This is a genomic window from Cupriavidus sp. PET2-C1 (assembly GCF_054515855.1).
Window position 1 is genome coordinate 668,640 of the sequence record NZ_JBTNRJ010000003.1, and the last position, 19,956, is coordinate 688,595.

The 19,956-nt window shown below is 57.4% G+C and carries 20 protein-coding genes; 14 read left to right on the plus strand and 6 right to left on the minus strand.

All coding sequences use genetic code 11. The features are described 5' to 3' along the window. Positions 1 to 77: 77 nt before the first annotated feature. The 3 genes from ACX12D_RS36805 to ACX12D_RS36815 all read right to left on the minus strand — a co-directional run bounded on the left by ACX12D_RS36805 (position 78) and on the right by ACX12D_RS36815 (position 2,930). The gene (locus tag ACX12D_RS36805; RefSeq protein ID WP_459376753.1) at positions 78 to 989 is read right to left on the minus strand and encodes an amidohydrolase family protein; all 912 of its coding nucleotides are present in this window, start codon (positions 987 to 989) and stop codon (positions 78 to 80) included. Between the two features lie 181 nt (positions 990 to 1,170). Further along, a complete protein-coding gene (locus ACX12D_RS36810; protein WP_459376754.1) occupies positions 1,171 to 1,950 on the minus strand; it encodes a class II aldolase/adducin family protein in 780 nt (259 codons plus the stop codon). Next, positions 1,947 to 2,930 carry a tripartite tricarboxylate transporter substrate binding protein gene (locus tag ACX12D_RS36815; protein ID WP_459376755.1) on the minus strand — a complete coding sequence of 328 codons (984 nt, stop codon included), beginning with the start codon at positions 2,928 to 2,930 and terminating at the stop codon, positions 1,947 to 1,949. The genes ACX12D_RS36810 and ACX12D_RS36815 overlap by 4 nt, the downstream gene beginning before the upstream one ends. 231 nt (positions 2,931 to 3,161) lie before the next feature. On the opposite strand from ACX12D_RS36815, the gene ACX12D_RS36820 reads away from it, so the two are divergent. Continuing rightward, positions 3,162 to 4,058: a LysR substrate-binding domain-containing protein gene (locus ACX12D_RS36820; RefSeq protein WP_459376757.1), complete on the plus strand. Its 897-nt coding sequence runs from the start codon at positions 3,162 to 3,164 to the stop codon at positions 4,056 to 4,058. A gap of 156 nt (positions 4,059 to 4,214) precedes the next feature. Here the strand turns inward: ACX12D_RS36820 and ACX12D_RS36825 are convergent, their stop codons facing one another. Then, a complete protein-coding gene (locus ACX12D_RS36825) occupies positions 4,215 to 5,108 on the minus strand; it encodes a LysR family transcriptional regulator (RefSeq protein WP_459376758.1) in 894 nt (297 codons plus the stop codon). A gap of 505 nt (positions 5,109 to 5,613) precedes the next feature. On the opposite strand from ACX12D_RS36825, the gene ACX12D_RS36830 reads away from it, so the two are divergent. The 4 genes from ACX12D_RS36830 to ACX12D_RS36845 all read left to right on the plus strand — a co-directional run bounded on the left by ACX12D_RS36830 (position 5,614) and on the right by ACX12D_RS36845 (position 9,987). Next, positions 5,614 to 6,921, plus strand: coding sequence for an MFS transporter (locus ACX12D_RS36830; RefSeq protein ID WP_459376759.1), 1,308 nt, complete (start codon positions 5,614 to 5,616; stop codon positions 6,919 to 6,921). A gap of 102 nt (positions 6,922 to 7,023) precedes the next feature. Beyond that, on the plus strand, positions 7,024 to 7,698 hold the full coding sequence (locus ACX12D_RS36835) for an RraA family protein (RefSeq protein WP_459376760.1): 675 nt from the start codon (positions 7,024 to 7,026) through the stop codon (positions 7,696 to 7,698). 106 nt (positions 7,699 to 7,804) lie between these two features. Continuing rightward, complete coding sequence (locus ACX12D_RS36840; RefSeq protein ID WP_459376761.1) at positions 7,805 to 8,443, plus strand: 4-carboxy-4-hydroxy-2-oxoadipate aldolase/oxaloacetate decarboxylase; 639 nt, start codon at positions 7,805 to 7,807, stop codon at positions 8,441 to 8,443. A gap of 581 nt (positions 8,444 to 9,024) precedes the next feature. After that, positions 9,025 to 9,987 carry a tripartite tricarboxylate transporter substrate binding protein gene (locus ACX12D_RS36845; RefSeq protein WP_459376762.1) on the plus strand — a complete coding sequence of 321 codons (963 nt, stop codon included), beginning with the start codon at positions 9,025 to 9,027 and terminating at the stop codon, positions 9,985 to 9,987. Between the two features lie 19 nt (positions 9,988 to 10,006). On the opposite strand, the gene ACX12D_RS36850 is transcribed toward ACX12D_RS36845, so the two are convergent. Next, positions 10,007 to 10,936 (minus strand): LysR family transcriptional regulator, encoded by a 930-nt coding sequence (locus tag ACX12D_RS36850; protein ID WP_459376763.1) that lies wholly within the window; start codon positions 10,934 to 10,936, stop codon positions 10,007 to 10,009. 124 nt (positions 10,937 to 11,060) lie between these two features. Between ACX12D_RS36850 and ACX12D_RS36855 the strand changes: the two genes are divergently transcribed. The 5 genes from ACX12D_RS36855 (at position 11,061) to ACX12D_RS36875 (ending at position 15,529) form a co-directional block, all read left to right on the plus strand. Further along, on the plus strand, positions 11,061 to 11,594 hold the full coding sequence (locus ACX12D_RS36855; RefSeq protein ID WP_459376764.1) for a phosphonopyruvate decarboxylase: 534 nt from the start codon (positions 11,061 to 11,063) through the stop codon (positions 11,592 to 11,594). Between the two features lie 2 nt (positions 11,595 to 11,596). Continuing rightward, complete coding sequence (locus ACX12D_RS36860) at positions 11,597 to 12,193, plus strand: thiamine pyrophosphate-dependent enzyme (protein WP_459376765.1); 597 nt, start codon at positions 11,597 to 11,599, stop codon at positions 12,191 to 12,193. A 30-nt stretch (positions 12,194 to 12,223) separates the two neighbouring features. Beyond that, a complete protein-coding gene (locus ACX12D_RS36865; RefSeq protein WP_459376766.1) occupies positions 12,224 to 13,693 on the plus strand; it encodes an aldehyde dehydrogenase in 1,470 nt (489 codons plus the stop codon). 90 nt (positions 13,694 to 13,783) lie between these two features. After that, on the plus strand, positions 13,784 to 14,791 hold the full coding sequence (locus ACX12D_RS36870) for a succinylglutamate desuccinylase/aspartoacylase family protein (protein ID WP_459376767.1): 1,008 nt from the start codon (positions 13,784 to 13,786) through the stop codon (positions 14,789 to 14,791). 87 nt (positions 14,792 to 14,878) lie between these two features. Then, complete coding sequence (locus ACX12D_RS36875) at positions 14,879 to 15,529, plus strand: alpha/beta hydrolase (RefSeq protein ID WP_459376768.1); 651 nt, start codon at positions 14,879 to 14,881, stop codon at positions 15,527 to 15,529. Positions 15,530 to 15,575: 46 nt separating this feature from the next. Here the strand turns inward: ACX12D_RS36875 and ACX12D_RS36880 are convergent, their stop codons facing one another. Further along, positions 15,576 to 16,472 (minus strand): LysR family transcriptional regulator, encoded by an 897-nt coding sequence (locus ACX12D_RS36880; protein ID WP_459376769.1) that lies wholly within the window; start codon positions 16,470 to 16,472, stop codon positions 15,576 to 15,578. 344 nt (positions 16,473 to 16,816) lie between these two features. Between ACX12D_RS36880 and ACX12D_RS36885 the strand changes: the two genes are divergently transcribed. The 4 genes from ACX12D_RS36885 to ACX12D_RS36900 are packed head-to-tail and all read left to right on the plus strand — an operon-like array spanning position 16,817 to position 19,923. Next, positions 16,817 to 17,635, plus strand: a complete 819-nt coding sequence (locus tag ACX12D_RS36885) for an ABC transporter substrate-binding protein (protein WP_459376770.1) — start codon at positions 16,817 to 16,819, stop codon at positions 17,633 to 17,635. A 57-nt stretch (positions 17,636 to 17,692) separates the two neighbouring features. Beyond that, positions 17,693 to 18,385: an amino acid ABC transporter permease gene (locus ACX12D_RS36890; protein WP_459376771.1), complete on the plus strand. Its 693-nt coding sequence runs from the start codon at positions 17,693 to 17,695 to the stop codon at positions 18,383 to 18,385. A gap of 12 nt (positions 18,386 to 18,397) precedes the next feature. Beyond that, positions 18,398 to 19,138, plus strand: coding sequence for an amino acid ABC transporter permease (locus ACX12D_RS36895; protein ID WP_459377433.1), 741 nt, complete (start codon positions 18,398 to 18,400; stop codon positions 19,136 to 19,138). Positions 19,139 to 19,194: 56 nt separating this feature from the next. After that, positions 19,195 to 19,923, plus strand: coding sequence for an amino acid ABC transporter ATP-binding protein (locus ACX12D_RS36900; protein ID WP_459377434.1), 729 nt, complete (start codon positions 19,195 to 19,197; stop codon positions 19,921 to 19,923). Positions 19,924 to 19,956 lie beyond the last annotated feature (33 nt).

The window sequence follows — 19,956 nt, forward strand, 5'->3', positions numbered from 1 at the left end:
CTTATTGTATTAGGTGGAGGACAGGACCTCCACGTGCCATCGGCCTTCGCCGAAGGGCGGCGCGAGCTGATGTGCTTCTATTGACTGCTAGCCGGCGGGAAGCCATATAGCCTCTGCGGATTGGATACGAGAATCTTGCTACGAGCCTCCGCATCAGGGACCCAGGTCGCCAAGAGGTTGAGGAGGTGGCCAGCATCGGGCATCTCCGATACGGCGACGTGCGGCCAATCGCTACCCCACACGACTTGGTCAGGCGCAGCCTGGACGAGCTCTTGCGCCCAAGCTGCACCGTCCTGATAGAGTGGGCGTTGGTCACTAATCCGGTAAGTACCCGAGAGCTTCGTCCACCACCCATGCTCAGTCATGAGGTGCTTCAATGCCTCGAAGCCCGGCTGGCTCCTGCCTAGCGCAACCGGCATGTGCCCCATGTGGTCGACCACCACCGGGAGCGTTAGCTTTCGCAATCGAGGCAAGAGTTCCGGAAGCTGACGTGCATCAAGTAGCAGTTGCAGGTGCCAGCCCATGTCTTCAATCTTTGCTGCCAAGGTCTCCATGGCGTCGAGTCCGACACCACCTCCATAGAGAACGTTCAAGCGAAGCCCGCGGACGCCAGCCTCGTGCATGTCACGCAGCTCCCGTTCGGTTACGTCAGGAGATACAACACCCACTCCCCGCAATCGGTCGGGATTGCGCCGGAGCACGTCAAGCATGTACCGATTATCAGTGCCGTAGACGCTAATCTGGACTAGTACGCCCCGGTCCAAGCCGTTGGCATCAAGCATCGCCAGGTAGTCTTCTTCCGGGCAGGGAACCGGCGTATAGCTTCGAGCGGAGACTACAGGGAAGGATGAGGGGTTGGTCGCTACGACGTGTGCATGCGTGTCACAGGAGAGGCGCGGTACGTCAAACGTCGCGCGCTCGAAAGTCCTGGGGGGCGGGAGGCAGTACGGCGCGTTGGCCGAAGCTTCGTAGGGGTTGTCTTGTCTCATTATCATAGTTCTATATCGACTGTTCCAATCTCATCCGATGAAGGCGTTGTCCATATCGAGTGAGCGCTGCCGTCAACCTGATCCGTTGCGGGATGGAATCCATCGACGCAAGGTTCTTGCTCGCGTCAACGCCCGCCGCCGCGAAGTAAAGCCGCGCGCGGCGGTGGATGTGTTTGACATCTCACGTCTTGTAGGTGGGGTCCCTGCGGTCAAGGTAGCGAAGCATTGCGGGCCATTCCATCTCGCCAAATGGACGCCTCACGTGCGGCTGATAGAGGTTGTAAGTCTTCTCGATGACTGCCTGCGCGGGCATGGTCAGTTCGGTCCCGCCACCCATGGCATCGAGCTGAATCTTGCATGCCATCTCCAGCCAATACATCAGGTTGAAGGCTTGAGCCACACTGGCGCCTGCAGTCAACAAGCCGTGGTTCCGAAGAATCATGGCCTCCTGATTGCCGAGGTCATGCACGAGTCGTTCTCGTTCGTCCAGTTCCAGTGCGACGCTCTCGTAGTCGTGGTAAGCGATATGCGCAAACCGCATCGAGGTCTGCGTAAGAGGGAGCAAGCCACACTTCATTGCAGACACTGCGGAGCCCGCCCGCGTGTGTGTATGCAAGACGCATTGGACATCGTGACGCGCCGCGTGGACGGCGCTGTGAATCACATAGCCTGCCTCATTGACGCCAAACCGACCGTCGCCCCCATCAAGGATGTTGCCGTCGAGGTCGATCTTCACCAGGCTGGAAGCCGTGATTTCCTCGTACATCATTCCATACGGATTAATGAGGATGTGGTCCTGCGTGTCGGGTATTCTGGCCGTGATGTGGTTGTAGATGAGGTCGCTCATTCCATACAGTGCGACGAGGCGATAGCAGGCTGCGAGGTCGACACGTGTTTGCCATTCGGCCGCGTCAAAGTCGCCGGGGCGTCGGGAGTTCGGATTCGTCTTGAGTTCGCTCATTTTTGAGTCACCTTTTGTGGTTCACGCAGAGCGTCTGCGATGGGTTGGAGTTGTGTTCTGTTTGCAGCGAGGGCCGTTGTCCAGGCTTTACCAGGCAAGTAGGCGAGTACCGGTGCGTCGTTCTTGGCTGCGGCAATAAAGGCGGGGTCTCGCAAACTCTCTTCAATGGCCGTTTCAAGCCGGTGGGCGATGTCTGCAGGAACCTGAGCCGGCGCCGCGACCCCGCGCTCGGAACTCATTGCGACGGGCACCCCAGCTTCAAGGGCAGTTGGAACGCTGCCGATTGCGGCAAGACGGGTCTTGCTCATCTGCGCTACGCCCTTGAAAGGGCCGCCTGCGAGGCTGAGTTCGCGCATCTCGCCGACACTCATGAAGGTGAAGTCGACATGTTTGCCCAGAAGCGCTGTCTTTACCTCTGCCGCACCTTTGAACGGAATGCTGTTCGCCTGGACGCCGGCAACCTTCTGTATTTGTTCCAGGGCGATGTGACCGTTGGTCCCAACTCCGCTGTGAGCAAAGGAGAGTGAGCCAGGCTGCTTCTTGAGTGCTAGAACCACACCGGATAGGTCTTTGAACTGACTATCCTTGCGGGCAACCAAGACCGTTGGGTCGTCGACAAGGCGAGCAATGAGTCGAACGTCATCTGCCTTGTATTGTGCATCCTTGTACATTGGCACGAAGATAAAGCCGGGGACATTGACGATGCCGAGGGTGTAGCCATCCGGCTTGGCCCGGACAACATGCATAACAGCCAACTCACCGGCGGCACCGGGCTTATTGGTTACCACAATGCGAGCATTGGGGCTAAGGCGCTTCGAGACGAATGGGGCTAAAAGACGAGCCATCTGGTCGGTTCCACCTCCAGGCGCAAAACCCACTACCAGTTCGATAGGTCTGTCATCGGGCCAGGCGGCCATCGCGGCGTTGCATGAAAGCAGGGCGAGCGGCAAGGCCACGCAGCGTAGAAGGGGCGTCCACATATTGTCTCCAAAAGTGCTTTTTAAAGCGATTCTTCTTGATGCCACCGCAAGGGGTGCTAATGTTGTATTCGCATGCGCTGTGTAGTCGCAGTTGCTAGACATGAGCGGGTGAAAAGCGTGCGGGGCTATACTGTGCTGGTATTCTGGGAGACCAACCTCACTGTCACAAGCGACAATTTGTTGCCCTGTTGATGAGTATTCAGAATGAATCCGAGACGTCTGACTCCTTCCATGTCTTCGCTCCTGGCCTTCGAGGCCTCGGCCCGCACTGAGAGCTTTACGAGGGCCGCGGAGCAACTCTCACTGACACAGAGCGCAGTCAGTCGGCAGGTGCAGACCCTCGAGGAACTCCTTGGCGTCGCTCTCTTTCACCGGGTTGGCAGGCGAGTTGTCCTCACGGACGTTGGCCGGATGTATCTTCGCGAACTGACTGGTCCGCTCGAGGGAATCCGTAGCGCGACGCTCCAGGCGATTGCCTTTCAAGCGGGCGGAGGAACCTTGCATCTGGCAGTGCTGCCAACGTTTGGGTCGAAGTGGCTGATGCCTCGGCTGGCCGCCTTCTATGCCAAACACCCGGAGGTTCTGGTCCACATACATACGCGGACCTATTTAGACCTTGATGTCTCTGGGATGGATGCGGCAATCGTAGTGGGGGATGGAAACTGGCCTGGCGTGATTGCATACCATCTCGTCGATGAGGAGATGGTGCCTATCATCGGTCCCAAGCAAGCGAAGCGAGACAAAATCAAGACGATTGATGAGTTGCTGCGGTATCCGCTTTTGCAGGTAGTCACCCGACCGACAGCGTGGCGAGATTGGTTTGCCAAGCATGGCCTCGTCAATGCCGCGCTGAATCTCGGCCCACGATTCGAGTTGACCTCGCACCTCATACAGGCGGTGTCAGCCGGGATGGGAATCGGGCTGGTTCCGAAAGTATTGGTAGAGGACGAGCTTCGCGCGGGCACGTTGGTCTCCCCCGCAGACGACCATCACGACTTGAGTGGGAGCGCGTATTACCTCGTTGTCGCGACAAACCGTGATACGTATCCGCCGTTTGTGCAGATTAGAGATTGGTTGATAGGCGTTGTTCGACGAGGTTCCACGAGCGAGAAGCGTCCTGCCGGGTGACCGGCTGTGGTAGCCACACCAGCTATCTGGTAACCAAGTCCAGCCGCCGGTGTTGATCCTTCGATCCTGAACCGCCGCGCCAGACGGTGCAGGCATTCATGGCCGTTGTCGCCCACCGCTGTGTGTTGTTTGACAGCGGCGAAGGCGAGATTTTGTTCATTCCCGATTCGTCGCCACCAGCGTTTCGACGAATGACGAGACGAGCTTACTCGGTTCGTCAGTCTTGGTGACGGCGAACACCGCTGCCTTGTCCTTCATGTTGTCCATCCGGATGAAAGCCAGATCGCGACGACTTCCCGGTCCCACAGAGCGACCTACTAGGCAGAAGCCGAGGCCCGATGCCACCATGCCTAGCGCAGTGTGTATGTCGCTGGCCTCATAGGCCACGGTCGACTGGCTTCCGGCTGCACGCAACATGGCGATCGTATGTTCTGCAAAGCGGCTCTGCGGATCCTTCGGGTACGTGATCAGACCGGCCGAATCTAGCTCCGCCGCGCGCAGCGATTTGCGCTTGGCCAAAGGGTGCGTAGCCGGCAGCGCAACGACGAAAGGGTCGTCCAGTAGCGGGGTGAACTCAAGGCCCTCGATTGGCTCCACCGGGCCCAGGTAGCGTGAGACTCCCACCTGGATACGACCGGTCTGCAGCTCGGCGTGCTGGTGTTCCGAGAGCATGCTGATGAGTTCGACCTTCACGTTCGGATGGCTCACCCGGAGCGCCCGGATGGCGTTGGGCAGGATCGAGAAGATAGTTGATCGTGTGTAGCCGATCGCTAGCACACCACTTTGGCCTGCAGCGACACCGCGCGCCTCCATCTGAAGGTGATTGGCCTCAGCCAGAAGGGACTTCGCACGCGGATGGAAGTAGCGGCCCAGTGAGGTGAGCTCCATCGGACGATGTGAGCGGTCGAAAAGCTCACCCCCCAGTTCGTCTTCCAGCCGGCCCAACTGCATGCTGAGTGCCGTTGGCGCCACGTGCAGCCGGCTTGCCGCCGCGACCGCGCTGCCGGATTCGACGATTTCACAGAAGTAGCGCAGTTGCCTTAAGTTCATAAAAACAGATGTTACGCTCAAAAATCGATGTTTGTTGTCGCCTGATGTGGATTTTATACTGGGTTCACCGTCACGACATCTTTGGACGCCGGCATGAACTCCCCCCTCGGCTCTATCGCCATCTCGGCCGGCATTCACAAGTCGAACTCGCGCGCCAAGCCTTTTCGCCTCATTGCGCGGCGCGGGTCTGTGCTCGAAATTTACAGTCATGAGCTATGGCTTCATGCGCACGCTGAGCCAAGAGAGCGGCGGCAGTCTCATTTGTTCCGAGCACAGGCTCGGAGAACGCACTTTGCTTTCAACCATCCATGGCCGAGGGTATTCCGTATCTGGTACGCGCTGGAGTAGCCAGTCGTTGAGCGGAGCTAGAACATCGCCACTGAGCTGGCTTCTGCCCTAAGCGAGGGCCTACTTGATGATCTTCCGGACAAAGGTCAAATTGCCAATTAAATAATGATTGTGATATTAATTTACTAGAAAGTTATTAAAAAACCAGGAGACAATAATGCGTTCAATTAGTTCTGCGACCGCCTTGCGTTCGGCGCGCCGAATTCCCCTCAGGTGGACGGGCGGGGTGCTCGTCCTCCTCCTCTGTTTTACGGCCTATCTGGACCGGATTGCTTTCTCAGTAACAGCCGCGCCGTTGATGGAGTCACTCTCCATTAGCCCAGTACAGTTGGGTATGGTAATTTCGCTGTTTTCGGCCAGTTACTTTATTTTTCAAATGCCCGCTGCGGCGCTTCTGCAGCGGTTCGGATCGCGACCCGTCCTGGCTGGATCACTGGCCTTGTGGTCGATCTTTACGGCTGCCACGGGTCTGGTGGGAGGCCTCGTAAGTCTTGCCTTTGTACGCAGCCTGTTCGGCATCGCTGAATCTCCCGTATTTACCGGGGGCAATCAGTTTTTCGGAAACTGGTTCAAGCGTGCCGAGCGTGGGCGAGCCAACTCCCTGATGAATGCTGGAGCGTTTTCCGCAAACATATTCGGCCCCCCTATAGTTGTGGGAATCGTCACAGCGTTTGGCTGGCGGTCCATCTATTTCATATTCTGTGTGGTTGGTATTGTCCTGTCGATTGTCTGGTTTGTCTCGACGCGCAACCGCCCGTCCGAGCATCCGAGAATTTCTCCTGAGGAATTGGAAGAAATTACTGCGGACGCCCGCAGTGAAACCGGAGGCGGCTCGTCTGAGAAGCCAATGATGCGCACTCTGCTAAGACAGCGTTCGTTTTGGGCGCTTGCGCTCGGGTATTTTGCGACGCTTTGGTGTGTTCAGTTCTTTGTCTACTGGCTACCGTACTTTCTCCAGGTCACACATAACGTGAGCTTTCGTTCGCTAGGCATCTATGCAAGCATTCCGTGGATCTCGATCGTCGCAGCGGTACTGCTCGCAGGCGTGATTTCCGACTATATGCTCTCCCGCGGTCTATCACTCTTCGTTTCCCGAAATGTTGTCTGCGCGGTGGGGCTTGCAGTTGCCGCGCTCGCCTTATTCGAAAGCACCACAGCAAAGACGGTTGTTGGGGACATTCTCTGGATTAGCGTGGCCCTTGGAATGGCTGGTGTGGCCCAGACGCTGTCGTGGACAATTGTGAGCGACATCGGTGGGAAGATCACGTCCGTTGTTGGCGGCTGGATGAATATGTGGGGCTTTATAGCCGCAAGCATCGTGCCGACCGTCGCTCCTCTCGTCGGGAAGACCTACGGCTGGAATGCCGTGATCCTCCTCAACGCGGCGGTGACGCTTCTCGGTGTGGCCTGCTACATGCTTGTCGCGACAAATCGCGGGCTGATCACTGAAGTGGCGACCGTGTAGAAGGGGAATGCAATAGCATTCATAAAGCGCTAAGAAATCCATATTCTCCATCGATGAAAATGAATTTCATCCTGGACCTATCGACAATCCAACCTGGACTTCATGATGAACGCTCCCATTGATTCCATTGCTATACCAGACGGTGCTCGCGAGCTGAGTACTGCAGAGGTCTCTGATGCACTCGACGCACTTCGCCTTCCTGGCAGCGTGCTCGGCATCGGTCATATCGCCGGGCGCGCTCGTGTGTTCGGTCCGGCATTTACCGTCCGCTACGCACCTGTTGATGTGGCGCAACCGGGGACTGTAGGCGACTACCTGGATGACACCCCTGAGGGCTCTGTGGTCGTGCTTGACAACGGCGGCCGTGTCGATTGCACCGTGTGGGGCGGCATCCTCAGCCAACTGGCCGCTCACCGAAAAATCGCCGGCACGGTCATCTTCGGCGTGTGCCGCGACACGGCGGAAGCCGAGCAGGCGGCCTATCCGCTCTATGCATGCGGCCGCTTCATGCGCACGGGCAAGGATCGCGTCCAGGTGGAAGCGGTCGGCGAGACCGTTAGCCTGGCCGACGTCCGTGTCACGGCCGGAGACTTCATCGTTGGCGACGAAGATGGGATTGTCGTCGTGCCGAGAGGCAGGGTCAACGAGGTGTTCGAGCGCGCACTAGCCCTGCGCGCCGCGGAGCAACGCATCGTCGACGCCACGCTGTCTGGCTCATCGCTCGAGGAAGCACGTCGCCAGGCGGCATACCACACGCTGCAACGTGCGGGGTCGTGACCACGTTCGACCGCGATTGGGAAACACTTGCCGAACAACCGCTAGCCTGGCCGTGCAAGCTCAGTTTGATTCCTGGCAGTAGGCTCGGTGAACTTAGGGGAAGCACATGGAATTACAAGCAATTTATGACGAACTGCGCGCGCTCGGCGCAGCGACGGTGTACGAAGCGCAGGGCGCCAAGGGAGCACTGGACAGCGGGATCAAGCCGATCGACCCGGCGTCGCGACTAGTGGGACCTGCATTGACGGTGGACACCCGGCCTGCGGACAACCTGATGCTGCACTACGCACTGCTGAAGGCGCGACCTGGCGATGTCCTGGTAGTCGATGCCAAGGGCTTCCTGGAAGCCGGCCCCTGGGGCGATGTGCTGACGGCTGCGGCCATGAAGCGGGGCATCGCGGGGCTGGTCATCAACGGTGCCGTCCGCGATGCCAGCGCGATTGTCGAGATGGGGTTCCCCGTATTCTGCCGCGGGCTTTCGATCAAGAGCACAGGCAAAGCGCAGCTCGGCAAAGTGAACGTGCCCATTTGCATCGGCGACGTTGTGATCCGTCCCGGGGACATCATCGTCGGCGATCGTGACGGGCTGGTCGTCGTGGCGCCCGAAGAGGCCACCTCGGCGCTGGAAAGCGCGAGGGCGCGGGAAGCCAAAGAGGACGAATTCCGGTCTGCGGTCGAGCGTGGTGTTAGCACTGCGGAGCTGTTGGGACTCTCGTCAACTCTGGAACGCTTGGGGCTGTGTTGACGACAAGTCGGCAGCGTTGACCACCACAGGGTGAGAACGTTTTGACGCGCGGGAAGTTCTCGCACGAGCCATTGACCCGTGCAGGACTACCGCTGCGGCTGCGCCCTTGGTTATCACCGTGTGCACGTCGTGCAATGCGGCCGCCACATCGAGGCGCAAGAGCGGCCGCTATGGGCAATGGGCGCTGTCCGTTGCAGGGGCCATGGCGTACCTCTTCATCCACCAAACCTCGCGCTTCGGGCTACAGTTGACGACCCTCGAGGCGCGGGCGCCCATTGCGCAAACTCCCGGATATCAATTAGGTTCAGATCCGGATTGCGCGCATACACCGACCAAATCCTGGCAGTCGCCCCGCATCACCGGGCTCTCCTCAATTGGCGCGTTCGCTTGCGGCGCAGCCATTCCTCTGTTCCATCGCCAGGTAGTCAGCACTACATGGGCGGGCCTGCTAAACAGGCATGCAGTTTAGTGATAGTAGCAGCGTAATTTTCTATTTCACCATCGACCACTGCACTGGATACCATCGTTGCAACGGGTATCGAAGCATGCCGCCCGGCTAAATATAACAACCTGGAAGAGACATGAAACGCTTGTTCATTCAAGTTGGGATAGGTGCGTTCGTATCCTTTAGCGCACATGCTCAGCCGACATACCCCGACCATCCGATTCGCATGATTGTGGGCTTCGCCGCTGGTGGAAGCACTGACCTCGTGGCCCGTATCGTGGGCAACAAGGTGGGCGCAATTCTAGGGCAATCTGTCGTCGTGGAGAACAAGGCAGGCGCGGGAGGCACGATTGCCACAGACGCTGTCGCCAAAAGCAAGGCAGACGGCTACACGCTGCTTTTTGGCACCAGTTCCTATGCCATCAACACTTCCTTGTACAAGACATTGCCGTATGACCCCAGCGCGGTGGTGCCAGTTGCAGTGGTGGCAGCTGTGCCGATGGTTCTCGCCGTGAATCCCTCCGTCAAGGCGAACACGGCCAGGGAACTGGTCGACGACATCAAGAAGAACCCCGGGAAATACAGCTACGGTTCAGCAGGAAAGGGCAGCGCATTGCACATGGCTGTGGAGTTACTCAAGTACCAGGAGCATCTCGACATCGTTCACGCGCCATTTCGAGGCGCTAGCCAGGCAGTTCAGTCCGTGATTTCCGGCGACCTCCAGTTCATCACCGATGCGGTCACCACTGCCGCACCGATTATTAAGGCCGGTCGACTGAAGCCGCTTGCTGTGACGACGGGCACACGGTCCAGTGTGCTGCCGAATGTGCCGACCATGAAGGAAGCTGGTTTCCCTAACTACGAGACATCCATCTGGAACATGGTGATGGTGCCTCGAGGCACGCCAGCCCCTGTCATCGACAAGTTAAGCGCCGTCCTGCTGCAGACGGTCCAGGACCCGGAAGTCCGCGAGCGGCTCGCCAAGATTGGGGTTGAGCCCATCTTGGATTCCACACCCGATAAAGCAGGGAAATACGTTCAGACCGAGACGCGACGATGGGCGGAGGTCATCAAGGCCGGCAACATCCAGCCGGACTAACCTTCGTCAATGGATGATGCTACGAGCCAACCCACTCGGCGCCTGGCCAAGTCCCGTCAAGCACCAGCCGTTTTGCCAGGGTCACTAGTTCCGCCGAAACAAAGCTCGCGGCCGGGGACATTCGGCGAGTAGCCGGATGCGCCAGCACGATTCGCCTAGAGAGGCTGGGAGCGGTAATCGATGCAGCCGCCAATATGCCTTTTTCCAACTCTTCGGATACCGCCGAGCTGGGTAGAACTGTGTATCCAAAGCCCTTTGCAACCAGAGATTTTTGGACATTTAAGGAATTGGTCTCGACCGCGACAGTTGGCTTGATTCCTGCGACAGCGCACGCATGCTCGACCACTGTGCGAAGGCCGTGAGGCGAGTTTGGAAGTACAAGTGGAAGGTCTCGAAGACTCTCGATGGTGTGGTCATTGCCGCGCGCAATCGTGCCAGGAGGGCCGACAAGATAGAGCTGTTCGTCGAGCAGAGCTTCAACATGCAGGCCGGCCGAAGCCTTGATGTCGTACAGCATTGCCACTTCAACGTCGCCCGCTTCAAGCCACTGTAGGAGGTTGCCCGCGTAGCCCACGTTGAGTCGGACGACCAATTGGGGATGCTTGCCCTTTACCGTGGCCACAAGTTCCGCTGCCAGTAATTCGCACGTACTTGGCAGCAAACCAATGACGGCGGTGCCAGAAATCACTCCTTTCGCCGGCTGAATCTCAGCTTTCGCTCGGTCCAGTTCGCGCAACGCGCGTCTGCCGTACTCAACCAGTGTTCGTCCTGCGTCGGTCAGGACCATGCCGTGCCGCTCGCGCTCAAAAAGCTCTGCGCCGAGTTCCTCCTCAAGCAGCCTCACATGCCGGGAAACGGCAGGTTGGACGATGCGAAGGAGTTCGGCGGCCTTGGTAGCGCTCCCGGTCTCGGCGATGGCCAACAGTGCCCGCAGTTGCTTGATATCCATAGGTCTATTGCATCTCTTTTTAGCTATCCAAATTACTGATGGGTGGAATCACTTTTTTGTATTTCATAATCTTATTCAGTCAATTCTATGATAGCAGATGTCATCCCCACCGAGACTACCTTCCATGACCCATCCAAATTCTGAGCCTCTTGCCTGGCAAGAAGATATTTTCCAAGTCCTCAAACAAAACGGGGTTCGTCAAGTCGCGTACGTACCCGACGCCGGCCATTCCCATGTCATCAAGCGTGCCAAGGCAGACCCGGAAATTCGCGACGTGGTTCTCACCACCGAAGAAGAAGGTGTCGGCGTTGTGAGCGGCGCGTGGCTGGGCGGCGAGCGCGCGGTCTTGCTCATGCAGAGCAGTGGTGTTGGCAACTGCGTAAACATGTTCTCGCTGCTGGACAGTTGCCGCTTCCCGTTCTTCACCATCGTGACCATGCGCGGCGAGTACGCCGAGTTCAATCCCTGGCAGGCTCCAATGGGCCTGGCCACCGCCAAGGCGCTCGAACTGATGGGCATTACGGTGTACCGCGTGGACTCCCCGGAAGACGCTGCCGAGCTCGTTGATGCGGGACTCGTCTCCGCCTTCGATGCTGGGCAACGCGTTGCGATTCTTCTCTCTCAAAGCCTCATCGGCCGCAAAAAGTGGGTGCGCTGAACATGACTACCTCGACCTCCAAGTCGGCGATCAATCGCCGCGATTTCGTTGCCGCGCTGCTGAAGCAGTTTCCCGACGCGCTTGTCGTGACTGGTCTCGGCTCGCCTTCCTACGACGTCTTTGCCGCCGGCGACCGTCCCAGCAATTTTTATCTCTGGGGCGCAATGGGAGGGTCTACCTCGGTAGCTCTTGGCCTGGCCCTGGCGCAGCCTGAAAAGCAGGTCATTGCCATTACCGGCGACGGCGAGCAGTTGATGGGAATCGGCAGTCTTTCCACCGCTGCAGCGCAAAACCCGAAGAACCTCGCAGTAGTGATTCTGGACAACGGCCACTTCGGTGAGACCGGCATGCAGCAAAGCCACACCAGCCTCGGCACCAACCTCGCAAAGGTCGCGAGCGCGTGCGGTGTTCATTCGACGCTTGAGATCTCCGATATTGCGGAAGTCGAAAAGCTGACTCAGGCAATCAAGAGTGCTGATGGCATGACCGTGGCGCAGGTGTACATCGCCGCGGAAGAGCATCAGCGGGCATTGCCCCCGCGCGACGGGGTCTTTGTCAAGAACCGCTTCCGTCAGCACTTGGGATTTGCGCCGTTCTAGTCTTCTAACCCCTCCGGACAGCATTGCGCCATGAAGCAGTATCAAATGTTCATCGACGGGGCCTTCGTGAATGCGAGCGATGGTCGTTGGTTCGAAACCCAGAATCCCTTCACCGGTAAAGCCTGGGCCCAAGTCGCTCGCGGCACGGAGGTGGACGTCGACCGTGCGGTCAACGCAGCCGATCATGCGTTCCGTGCCGGCCCGTGGGCGGAAATGACTGCCACCCAGCGTGGCGCTTTGCTGCGGAAGCTAGGAGATCTGATCGCGAGAGATGCCGAGCGGCTGGCCGAGTTCGAAGTCCAGGACAACGGCAAGTTGCTCGCTGAGATGAGCGCGCAGGTCAAGTATCTGCCGCAGTGGTTCTACTATTTCGGTGGCCTTGCCGATAAAATCGAGGGAACAGTCATTCCGCTCGACAAGAAGGGCTACTTCAACTACACCCGGAATGAGCCTGTGGGCGTCGTGGCCGCCATTACCCCCTGGAATTCCCCGCTGATGCTGTTGGCGTGGAAAATTGCGCCAGCGCTGGCCTCTGGGTGCACGGTAGTCGTAAAGCCGTCCGAATTCACTTCGGTCTCCGCCTTGGAGCTTGCTCTGCTTTTCGAGGAGGCTGGTTTCCCGGCAGGGGTATTCAACGTTGTGACGGGCTTCGGAGCCGAGGTTGGGTCCCCGCTAGTCAAGCATCCACTTGTCAAGAAGGTAACGTTCACGGGTTCCGACGCCACCGGCCGTGCTATCAATCAGCAATGCGCGGCACAGTTCAAGCACGTGAGTCTGGAGTTGGGCGGCAAATCACCTAACATCGTGTTCAAGGATGCCAACATGGAGGATGCGGTCAACGGCGCTGTTTCGGGGATCTTCGCGGCCAGCGGACAAACCTGCATTGCAGGGTCGCGTCTGCTCCTGCAGGAAGATATCCACGATGAGTTCGTCGGGAAGCTCGTAACGTTGGCGAAGACGGCAAAGCTCGGCAACCCAATGAACGCGTCGACGCAAGTTGGCCCCATCACAACGCCGGCACAGTACGAAAAGGTTCTCTCGTACATCAAGATTGCGAACGATGAAGGCGCCAGCCTTATTCTGGGCGGCCAGCCTGCCTCGTGCGGAGATGGCTGGTTTGTTGAGCCAACGATCTTCTCCAATGTGACGCCGCAGATGCGCATCGCTCGGGAGGAGGTGTTTGGTCCGGTGCTCTCAATTCTGAAGTTCAAGGACGAGAACGACGCTATCAAGATAGCCAACGACAGTTGCTACGGGCTTGGCGCCGGGGTGTGGACAGCAGATATCGGTAGGGCATTCCGGATGTCGGAACGGATTCAGGCCGGCACCGTGTGGGTGAACACCTATCGAGCGGTCAGCTTCATGTCCCCCTTTGGCGGCTACAAGGACTCAGGCCTGGGTCGGGAAAACGGAATTGATGCCATCCGCGCGTACCTTCAGACAAAGAGCGTATGGATCAACACTGGTGCCGGTTCGGGGAATCCGTTCACTATCCGGTGATTCACGGCCGGTGAAAATGCTTGCGCCACGGCTGCATTTTCGGCGGTTGGCTATCTGCCTTCAGCTGCACCAGGGCGAACAGGTGCAGCGTTGACAAAGGACGAGATGACAAAGAGCAGAATTTTACTGGACTTCGATCTGGCTAAGCCGGGCAAGCACGCCGGCTATGCAAGGCTTCCTTATTCAGTGAATCGCTCGGCGTACGGCTGGCTTCCCATCCCGGTAGTGAGCATAAGGAACGGAACGGGTAAGACAGTGCTGCTGTTGTCCGGAACCCATGGTGACGAATACGAAGGGCAGGTGACACTGACGCAGTTGGCTCGGCAACTGCAGACGGAAGACATCCAAGGCCATCTCATCATCTTGCCGATGGCGAACTACCCAGCGGCAAAAGTAGGGCATCGCGTATCGCCCATAGACGAGGGAAACCTGAATCGTCTCTATCCCGGAAATCCCGGCGGCTCACCCTCCGAGATGATTGCCCATTTCATCGAGAGCGAACTGATGAGCCGCGCGGACTTCGTCTTCGACCTCCATAGCGGCGGTTCATCGCTCAACTATTTGCCCGCGACGACATCCGTTTCGTCAACGGGATCTGCGTCTGATGAGGAGCGTCGAGCCTTGATGTCCACATTCGGAGCGCCATACGGATTAATGTTCTCAAGTGCACCAGGCAGTGGCAGCTCTTCCGAAGCGGCGGCGCGCAACGGAATACCTCGTCTGGGCACTGAACTGGGCGGACGCGCGTGGGTTCACCCTGCCTACCGCGAGATGTGCGAGTCAGGAGTACGGCGTGTATTGGCTCGACTTGGCGTGACTAGCTCCGAGGGGCTCGCTCTACCGCCCGAGGTCAAGTTTCTTTCTGTTGACAAGGATTGTTTTGTCTATGCGCCGGCAAATGGCCTGTTTGAAGCTAGCGTTATGCTTGGCGATAGTGTGAAGGAGGGTGACCTCGCGGGCTATGTCTATTTTCCTGAGAGCCCGCTCCGAGTTCCTGACGCTGTGTATTTCTCGGCAAGCGGTGTCGTAGTCTGCGAACGAGCCATGGCGATGTGCGAACTAGGAGACTGTCTCCTCCACTTGGGGAAGGCTATCTAGCCCGCTAAGAGCGCGAACCCGGAACGCAAGAGACGCCCGCCGGTACGAACAGGGTCTGGCAGAATTGGCCGTAATGAGAGGGGCAGGATGACTTCTTCTGCAACCGAGAGGGTTGTGATACGTGGAAACGTTGGTGACATAGAGCTGTTGGTGAATGTGCCAGTGGGACCGATTCGCGGCATCGCGGTCATCACACACCCTCATCCGCTGCAGGGAGGCACCGCAGAGCACAAGGTTCCAAATCTGTTTGCAAAGATACTGGCATCCCGTGAGTACGTTGCGGTGCGCCCCAATTTTCGGGGCGTGGGCAATTCGGAAGGCGTGCATGACTCCGGCAACGGAGAGACTCTCGATGTGCTATTGCTCATTGAACACTTGCGACGAACCTATCCGGCCTTACCTCTTGTTTTGGCGGGATTCTCCTTTGGGGCATACGTGATTGCACGAGCAGCGATGGTGCTACACGAACAAGCGGTCAATTGCACACACATCGTACTCGCTGGCACGCCATGGGGAACTATCGAAGGCCAGCGCACCTACGAGACGCCTCCCGTGCCATCCACCACGCTGGCGATTCACGGAGAGAAGGACCTGCGCGTAGAGCTCAAAGCCGTGTTCGACTGGGCGCGTCCACAATGCTTGCCTATCGTTGTCGTACCGAACGCCAACCACTTCTTTACTGGAAAATTGGCTCTCCTGGAGCGGTTGGTGGGCGCATATCTGGACCATTCGCCATAACCGGCCTACGGCCAGCTTAGCTGGAGTAACGGCTGATTGACATTCATCACTCAGTCTGGAAAATTGTTGAGAAATCGCAGCACTCCTGCGCGAGCATGACGATAGCTGCGATCAGCGTGCTTCGTTGGTCCGACTTGTACATCGCCACATAAGTGGCATCCGGCAGCGGCGGATTGACTTCAAGCACATCGAGAAGTCCAGCGCTTTGCATCTGGCCAAGGCAAGCTTTCGGGAAGTAGCTCACACCAAATCCAGATACTGTAAGGGCTATCAATGCCACGATGCTATTGCTAACGATGACGTTGGCAGGACGAAACCCGATCGACTTGAACCAGTTATCGTAAATAAGCCCTGTGCCAGACTTGTCCACCAGTATGCGTCGTGCAGCAAGCTCGTGTATCTGGATTGGTCGTTGAGTGTCAAGCAGGCCGGGCTTGCACATCCACGCATTCTCCACTTTTCCTACTACCTTTGATGCAAAACGCGGATCTGTGTAGGCGTCGGGAACCACCATCAGATCAAGCTCGTCCGTCAAGAGCTTGTCCCGCAGATTGATGCTCATATCCACTTCGGGCTCGATGACAACTCGTGGGTAGTGTTCGTTAATCTGATTGACGAGGCGAGGCAACCACGTCATGGCAGAAAGCTCCGTGATACCGATGCGAACCCGACGCTGCATCATATCAGGTTGGGTAAATTGCTCCATCGCAGCATCGCGTTCCGTCAGGAGCTTCTTGGCCAACAAGAACATCTCCTCCCCTTTTTCTGTCAGCCGGGCAGTTCTCGTGCCGCGATCAAACAATTGCGTGTTGAAGAGTTGTTCCAGTTCCTGCACCCTTTTGGAGACTGCCGACTGGGTTGTGTGCAATTTCATGGCGGCCTGTGCGAATCCGCCGGATTGCACGACCCAAAATATAGCCTCAAGTTGTTTAAAAGTAACCAAAGTGCACCTTGATAGGGATAACCACTAAAACACATTGCTTCTGTTCATCGAATCACATCGATAAAACTCGTTTGTTGTAATTGTATTCTGGGATCAAAATCCATCCAACAGTTCCTCCTCTCGAGACGATAAAAACATACGCCACCGTGACCTGAGGAGTCGGATGTGTCGGCGGAAGGCCTTTGGAGAACGCGACCGTTCTTCGTTCAAGTGCCGGATGCCCGTGGGAAGCTGTTAACTAGGCGCACCCTCCACACGCCCGTCTTCCCTGCGAGTGCGGCGCTGTTCTGAGCCTCAGTGCTTGCTGAGGCCTTCAATCCCCAAGACCTGAAAGGATGAATTTCATGCGTAAGTTGTCGGTAATCGCCATGGCAGCCGTGAGCCTCTCGCTGACTACAGTCAGTGCTTTCGCGGACCAACTGGCAGACATCAAGCAGCGAGGTGTACTGGTTTGCGGCGTATTGGGAACCATTGAGCCGTTCAGCTTCACCAATGCCCAGACCAGGGAGGTCCAAGGATACGACGTCGATTTCTGTAGCGCGATCGCCAAGAGCCTGGGTGTGAAACTGGAACTCAAACTGATTGCGACCGCAGCGCGGATTCCGGAACTGCAACAGGGGCGAGTGGACATCCTTGCCGCCGCACTTGGATGGACGCCGGAACGGGCCGAGCAGATTGCCTATAGCGACCAGTACTTTGTGAGCCTGACCAAAGTAGCCGTGAAACGCTCGGAAGGACTGAAGACTACGGCTGACCTCGCTGGAAAGCGCGTGAGTGCGAATAAGGGGTCTACGTCGGAGATGGCCGTCAAGAAGACAGTACCGACGGCGACAACCGTCACTTTCCAGGACGCACCTGCCGCTTTCCTGGCGCTTCAGCAGGGGAAAGTGGACGGTTTGGCACTCGGCGAGATGATGCTTGTCAAGCTGAAGATGCAGGCAGATGCGACGACGCCCATTGATATCCTCGAGCCGCCGGTCATGCACGAATACTGGGGGCTTGGGATGCGCAAAGGGGAATCAGGCTTCGCGGGGCACGTGAATGGCGTGCTGCAATCGATGGAAAAGTCAGGCGAAGCGTCCCGCATCTTCGACAAGTGGCTGGGCAGCGGCACGCCGTACAAGATGCGCCGCGACTTCAAAGTTGAGCTAATCAAGGGCTAACGACATGTAGGCCGGCATAAGCCGGCCCCTCAAGAACACCCATTTGGCGCATTACCTATGAAGTTGGATTTCTCAATACTCTTGCAGGGCGAGTATCCACGCCTGATAGCAAGCGGCGTCATGACGTGGCTAGAGCTAGCCGCGCTCTCCTGGTTGCTCGCGATGGTGCTCGGAACTGTTCTGGCGGTCGTCCGGTTGAGCAACAATCGTTGGGGTCAAGCGGCGGTAGCCGCCTACGTCGAGTATCACCAAAGTGTGCCAATCTTGGTGCAGGTGTTCCTCTGGTACTTTGGTCTTCCGACACTGCTTCCAGAGTCGGTCCAGATGTGGTTCAACAAGAATCATAGCGAGTTCGTCTTCGCCTTCATCGCCATCGGTTTTTGCATGGCCGCATACATGTCGGAGGATCTTCGTGGCGGGATCCGCTCGATCCCCAAAGCCCAGCTAGAAGCGTCCCGCGCTTTAGGTATGACATATCTCCAGGCGTGCCGCAAGGTGATCCTTCCACAGGCCGCCCGAATCGCGTTGCCCCCGATGATCAGCCACACCGTGCTGCTCGTCAAGAACACGAGTCTGGCGATGACGATTGGGGTGATGGAGCTGACGTATGTGACAAGAGAGATCGAGAGCGCGACATTCCGCACTGTCGAGGTCTATCTGTTCACAACGCTTGCTTATCTCGGTGTCTCACTGCTAATCATGGCTGGCGGGTCTTCCCTTGAGCGCCACTATCGACTGAGGACGAGGTAAGCCGTGGACTCCATCATTTCAATTCTTCGCGAAAACGGCGAGATTCTGCTAGTGGGGCAATATCCGAACGGTCCCCTCGGGGGGCTGGCTATTACCCTGATCCTTTCTCTCTTTGGTCTTCTGCTGGCGTTTCCGTTGGGGATTCTCGTTGCGCTCGCCCGTGTGTCGCCCATAAGTTGGTTGAACAAACCTGCAGTCAGTCTTGTATATCTCGTCCGTGGCGTTCCACTGCTAATGTTCATCTTCTGGGTGTACTTTTTTGTACCCATCTTGATTGGACGGACAGTGAGCGGATTCACGACGATGCTGGTGACGCTCGTCATCTATGAGGGCGCTTATATATCCGAAATTATTCGCGCTGGCATGGAAGGTTTGCCAAAGGGACAGACAGAGGCTGCGCGTGCGGTCGGCCTGTCCTATATGCAGACAATGGCAAAGGTGGTCCTTCCCCAGGCACTGTACAACATGATTCCTTCGATGATCAGCCAGTTTGTATCCATTATCAAGGACACGTCACTTGCCTATGTCATCAGCGTCAACGAGCTGACTTTTGCTGCCAACCAGGTGAACAGCATACTTCTCACCAAGCCGTTCGAGGTGTTCCTCATCCTTGCCGCGGTCTATTTCATTCTCGGCTTCGCTCTTACATCTCTGGCTCGCTATGTGGAGCGCCGCATCACCAACATGCGTGCGGGCGTCCGTCGAGATTCTGCAGGCTTATCAGTGGTGTCACCGGCGGTCGCCGTTGACTAATCGAGTGGCCATTGGAGGTATTTTCAATGAAAAGCAGTGCAGCATCTCAGATACCCATGATTAATTTCAAACGGGTGAACAAGTGGTACGGAAGCTATCACGCCCTCAATGACGTGACTTCCGAGGTTGCGAGGGGGGAGGTGATTGTCGTGTGCGGCCCGTCCGGTTCGGGGAAGTCGACGCTGATTCGAACGGTAAACCGCCTGGAGGACATACAGAAGGGGACGATTGAGTTCGGTGGCCAAGATGTCAATTCGCCCGCGCTTGACATCAACAAGTTCCGCAGCCACGTTGGCTTTGTCTTTCAGAGCTTCAATCTGTTTCCCCACTTGTCCGTGGCGGAGAACATCATGCTTGCCCCGATCTCTGTTCTGAAAAAAAAGAAATCGGATGCCAGGCAACGCGCGGCGCAATTGCTGGATCGCGTCGGCTTGGCGAGTAAGGCGGACGCTTATCCCGGGCAGCTTTCCGGGGGGCAGCAGCAGCGTGTTGCCATTGCGCGCGCGCTTGCCATGGACCCGCCTGCCATGCTGTTTGATGAACCCACTAGCGCACTGGACCCTGAAATGGTGGGCGAAGTGTTGCAGGTGATGAAGAGCCTTGCTCGCGATGGGATGACGATGATGTGTGTCACGCACGAAATGAACTTTGCGCGCGAGGTGGCTGATCGCGTTTGGTTTATGGACAACGGTTGCCTGGTCGAAAGTGGCAAGCCAGAGGCGTTTTTTTCCAACCCGCAGAGCGACCGTGCCAAGAAATTTTTAAGCGACCTACGGACCCATTAATCCACCCTCTCGGCGTGGCACTTTATGCCTATC

Excerpts from the sequence above, each read along its gene's own strand:
- ACX12D_RS36865 (WP_459376766.1), top strand. The coding sequence starts at position 12,224 with ATGAAGCAGTATCAAATGTTCATCGACGGGGCCTTCGTGAATGCGAGC.
- ACX12D_RS36805 (WP_459376753.1), bottom strand. The coding sequence starts at position 989 with ATGAGACAAGACAACCCCTACGAAGCTTCGGCCAACGCGCCGTACTGC.
- ACX12D_RS36840 (WP_459376761.1), top strand. The coding sequence starts at position 7,805 with ATGGAATTACAAGCAATTTATGACGAACTGCGCGCGCTCGGCGCAGCG.
- ACX12D_RS36845 (WP_459376762.1), top strand. The coding sequence starts at position 9,025 with ATGAAACGCTTGTTCATTCAAGTTGGGATAGGTGCGTTCGTATCCTTT.
- ACX12D_RS36830 (WP_459376759.1), top strand. The coding sequence starts at position 5,614 with ATGCGTTCAATTAGTTCTGCGACCGCCTTGCGTTCGGCGCGCCGAATT.
- ACX12D_RS36860 (WP_459376765.1), top strand. The coding sequence starts at position 11,597 with ATGACTACCTCGACCTCCAAGTCGGCGATCAATCGCCGCGATTTCGTT.
- ACX12D_RS36875 (WP_459376768.1), top strand. The coding sequence starts at position 14,879 with ATGACTTCTTCTGCAACCGAGAGGGTTGTGATACGTGGAAACGTTGGT.
- ACX12D_RS36850 (WP_459376763.1), bottom strand. The coding sequence starts at position 10,936 with ATGGATATCAAGCAACTGCGGGCACTGTTGGCCATCGCCGAGACCGGG.
- ACX12D_RS36855 (WP_459376764.1), top strand. The coding sequence starts at position 11,061 with ATGACCCATCCAAATTCTGAGCCTCTTGCCTGGCAAGAAGATATTTTC.
- ACX12D_RS36820 (WP_459376757.1), top strand. The coding sequence starts at position 3,162 with ATGTCTTCGCTCCTGGCCTTCGAGGCCTCGGCCCGCACTGAGAGCTTT.
- ACX12D_RS36835 (WP_459376760.1), top strand. The coding sequence starts at position 7,024 with ATGATGAACGCTCCCATTGATTCCATTGCTATACCAGACGGTGCTCGC.
- ACX12D_RS36900 (WP_459377434.1), top strand. The coding sequence starts at position 19,195 with ATGATTAATTTCAAACGGGTGAACAAGTGGTACGGAAGCTATCACGCC.
- ACX12D_RS36825 (WP_459376758.1), bottom strand. The coding sequence starts at position 5,108 with ATGAACTTAAGGCAACTGCGCTACTTCTGTGAAATCGTCGAATCCGGC.
- ACX12D_RS36815 (WP_459376755.1), bottom strand. The coding sequence starts at position 2,930 with ATGTGGACGCCCCTTCTACGCTGCGTGGCCTTGCCGCTCGCCCTGCTT.
- ACX12D_RS36885 (WP_459376770.1), top strand. The coding sequence starts at position 16,817 with ATGCGTAAGTTGTCGGTAATCGCCATGGCAGCCGTGAGCCTCTCGCTG.
- ACX12D_RS36810 (WP_459376754.1), bottom strand. The coding sequence starts at position 1,950 with ATGAGCGAACTCAAGACGAATCCGAACTCCCGACGCCCCGGCGACTTT.
- ACX12D_RS36890 (WP_459376771.1), top strand. The coding sequence starts at position 17,693 with ATGAAGTTGGATTTCTCAATACTCTTGCAGGGCGAGTATCCACGCCTG.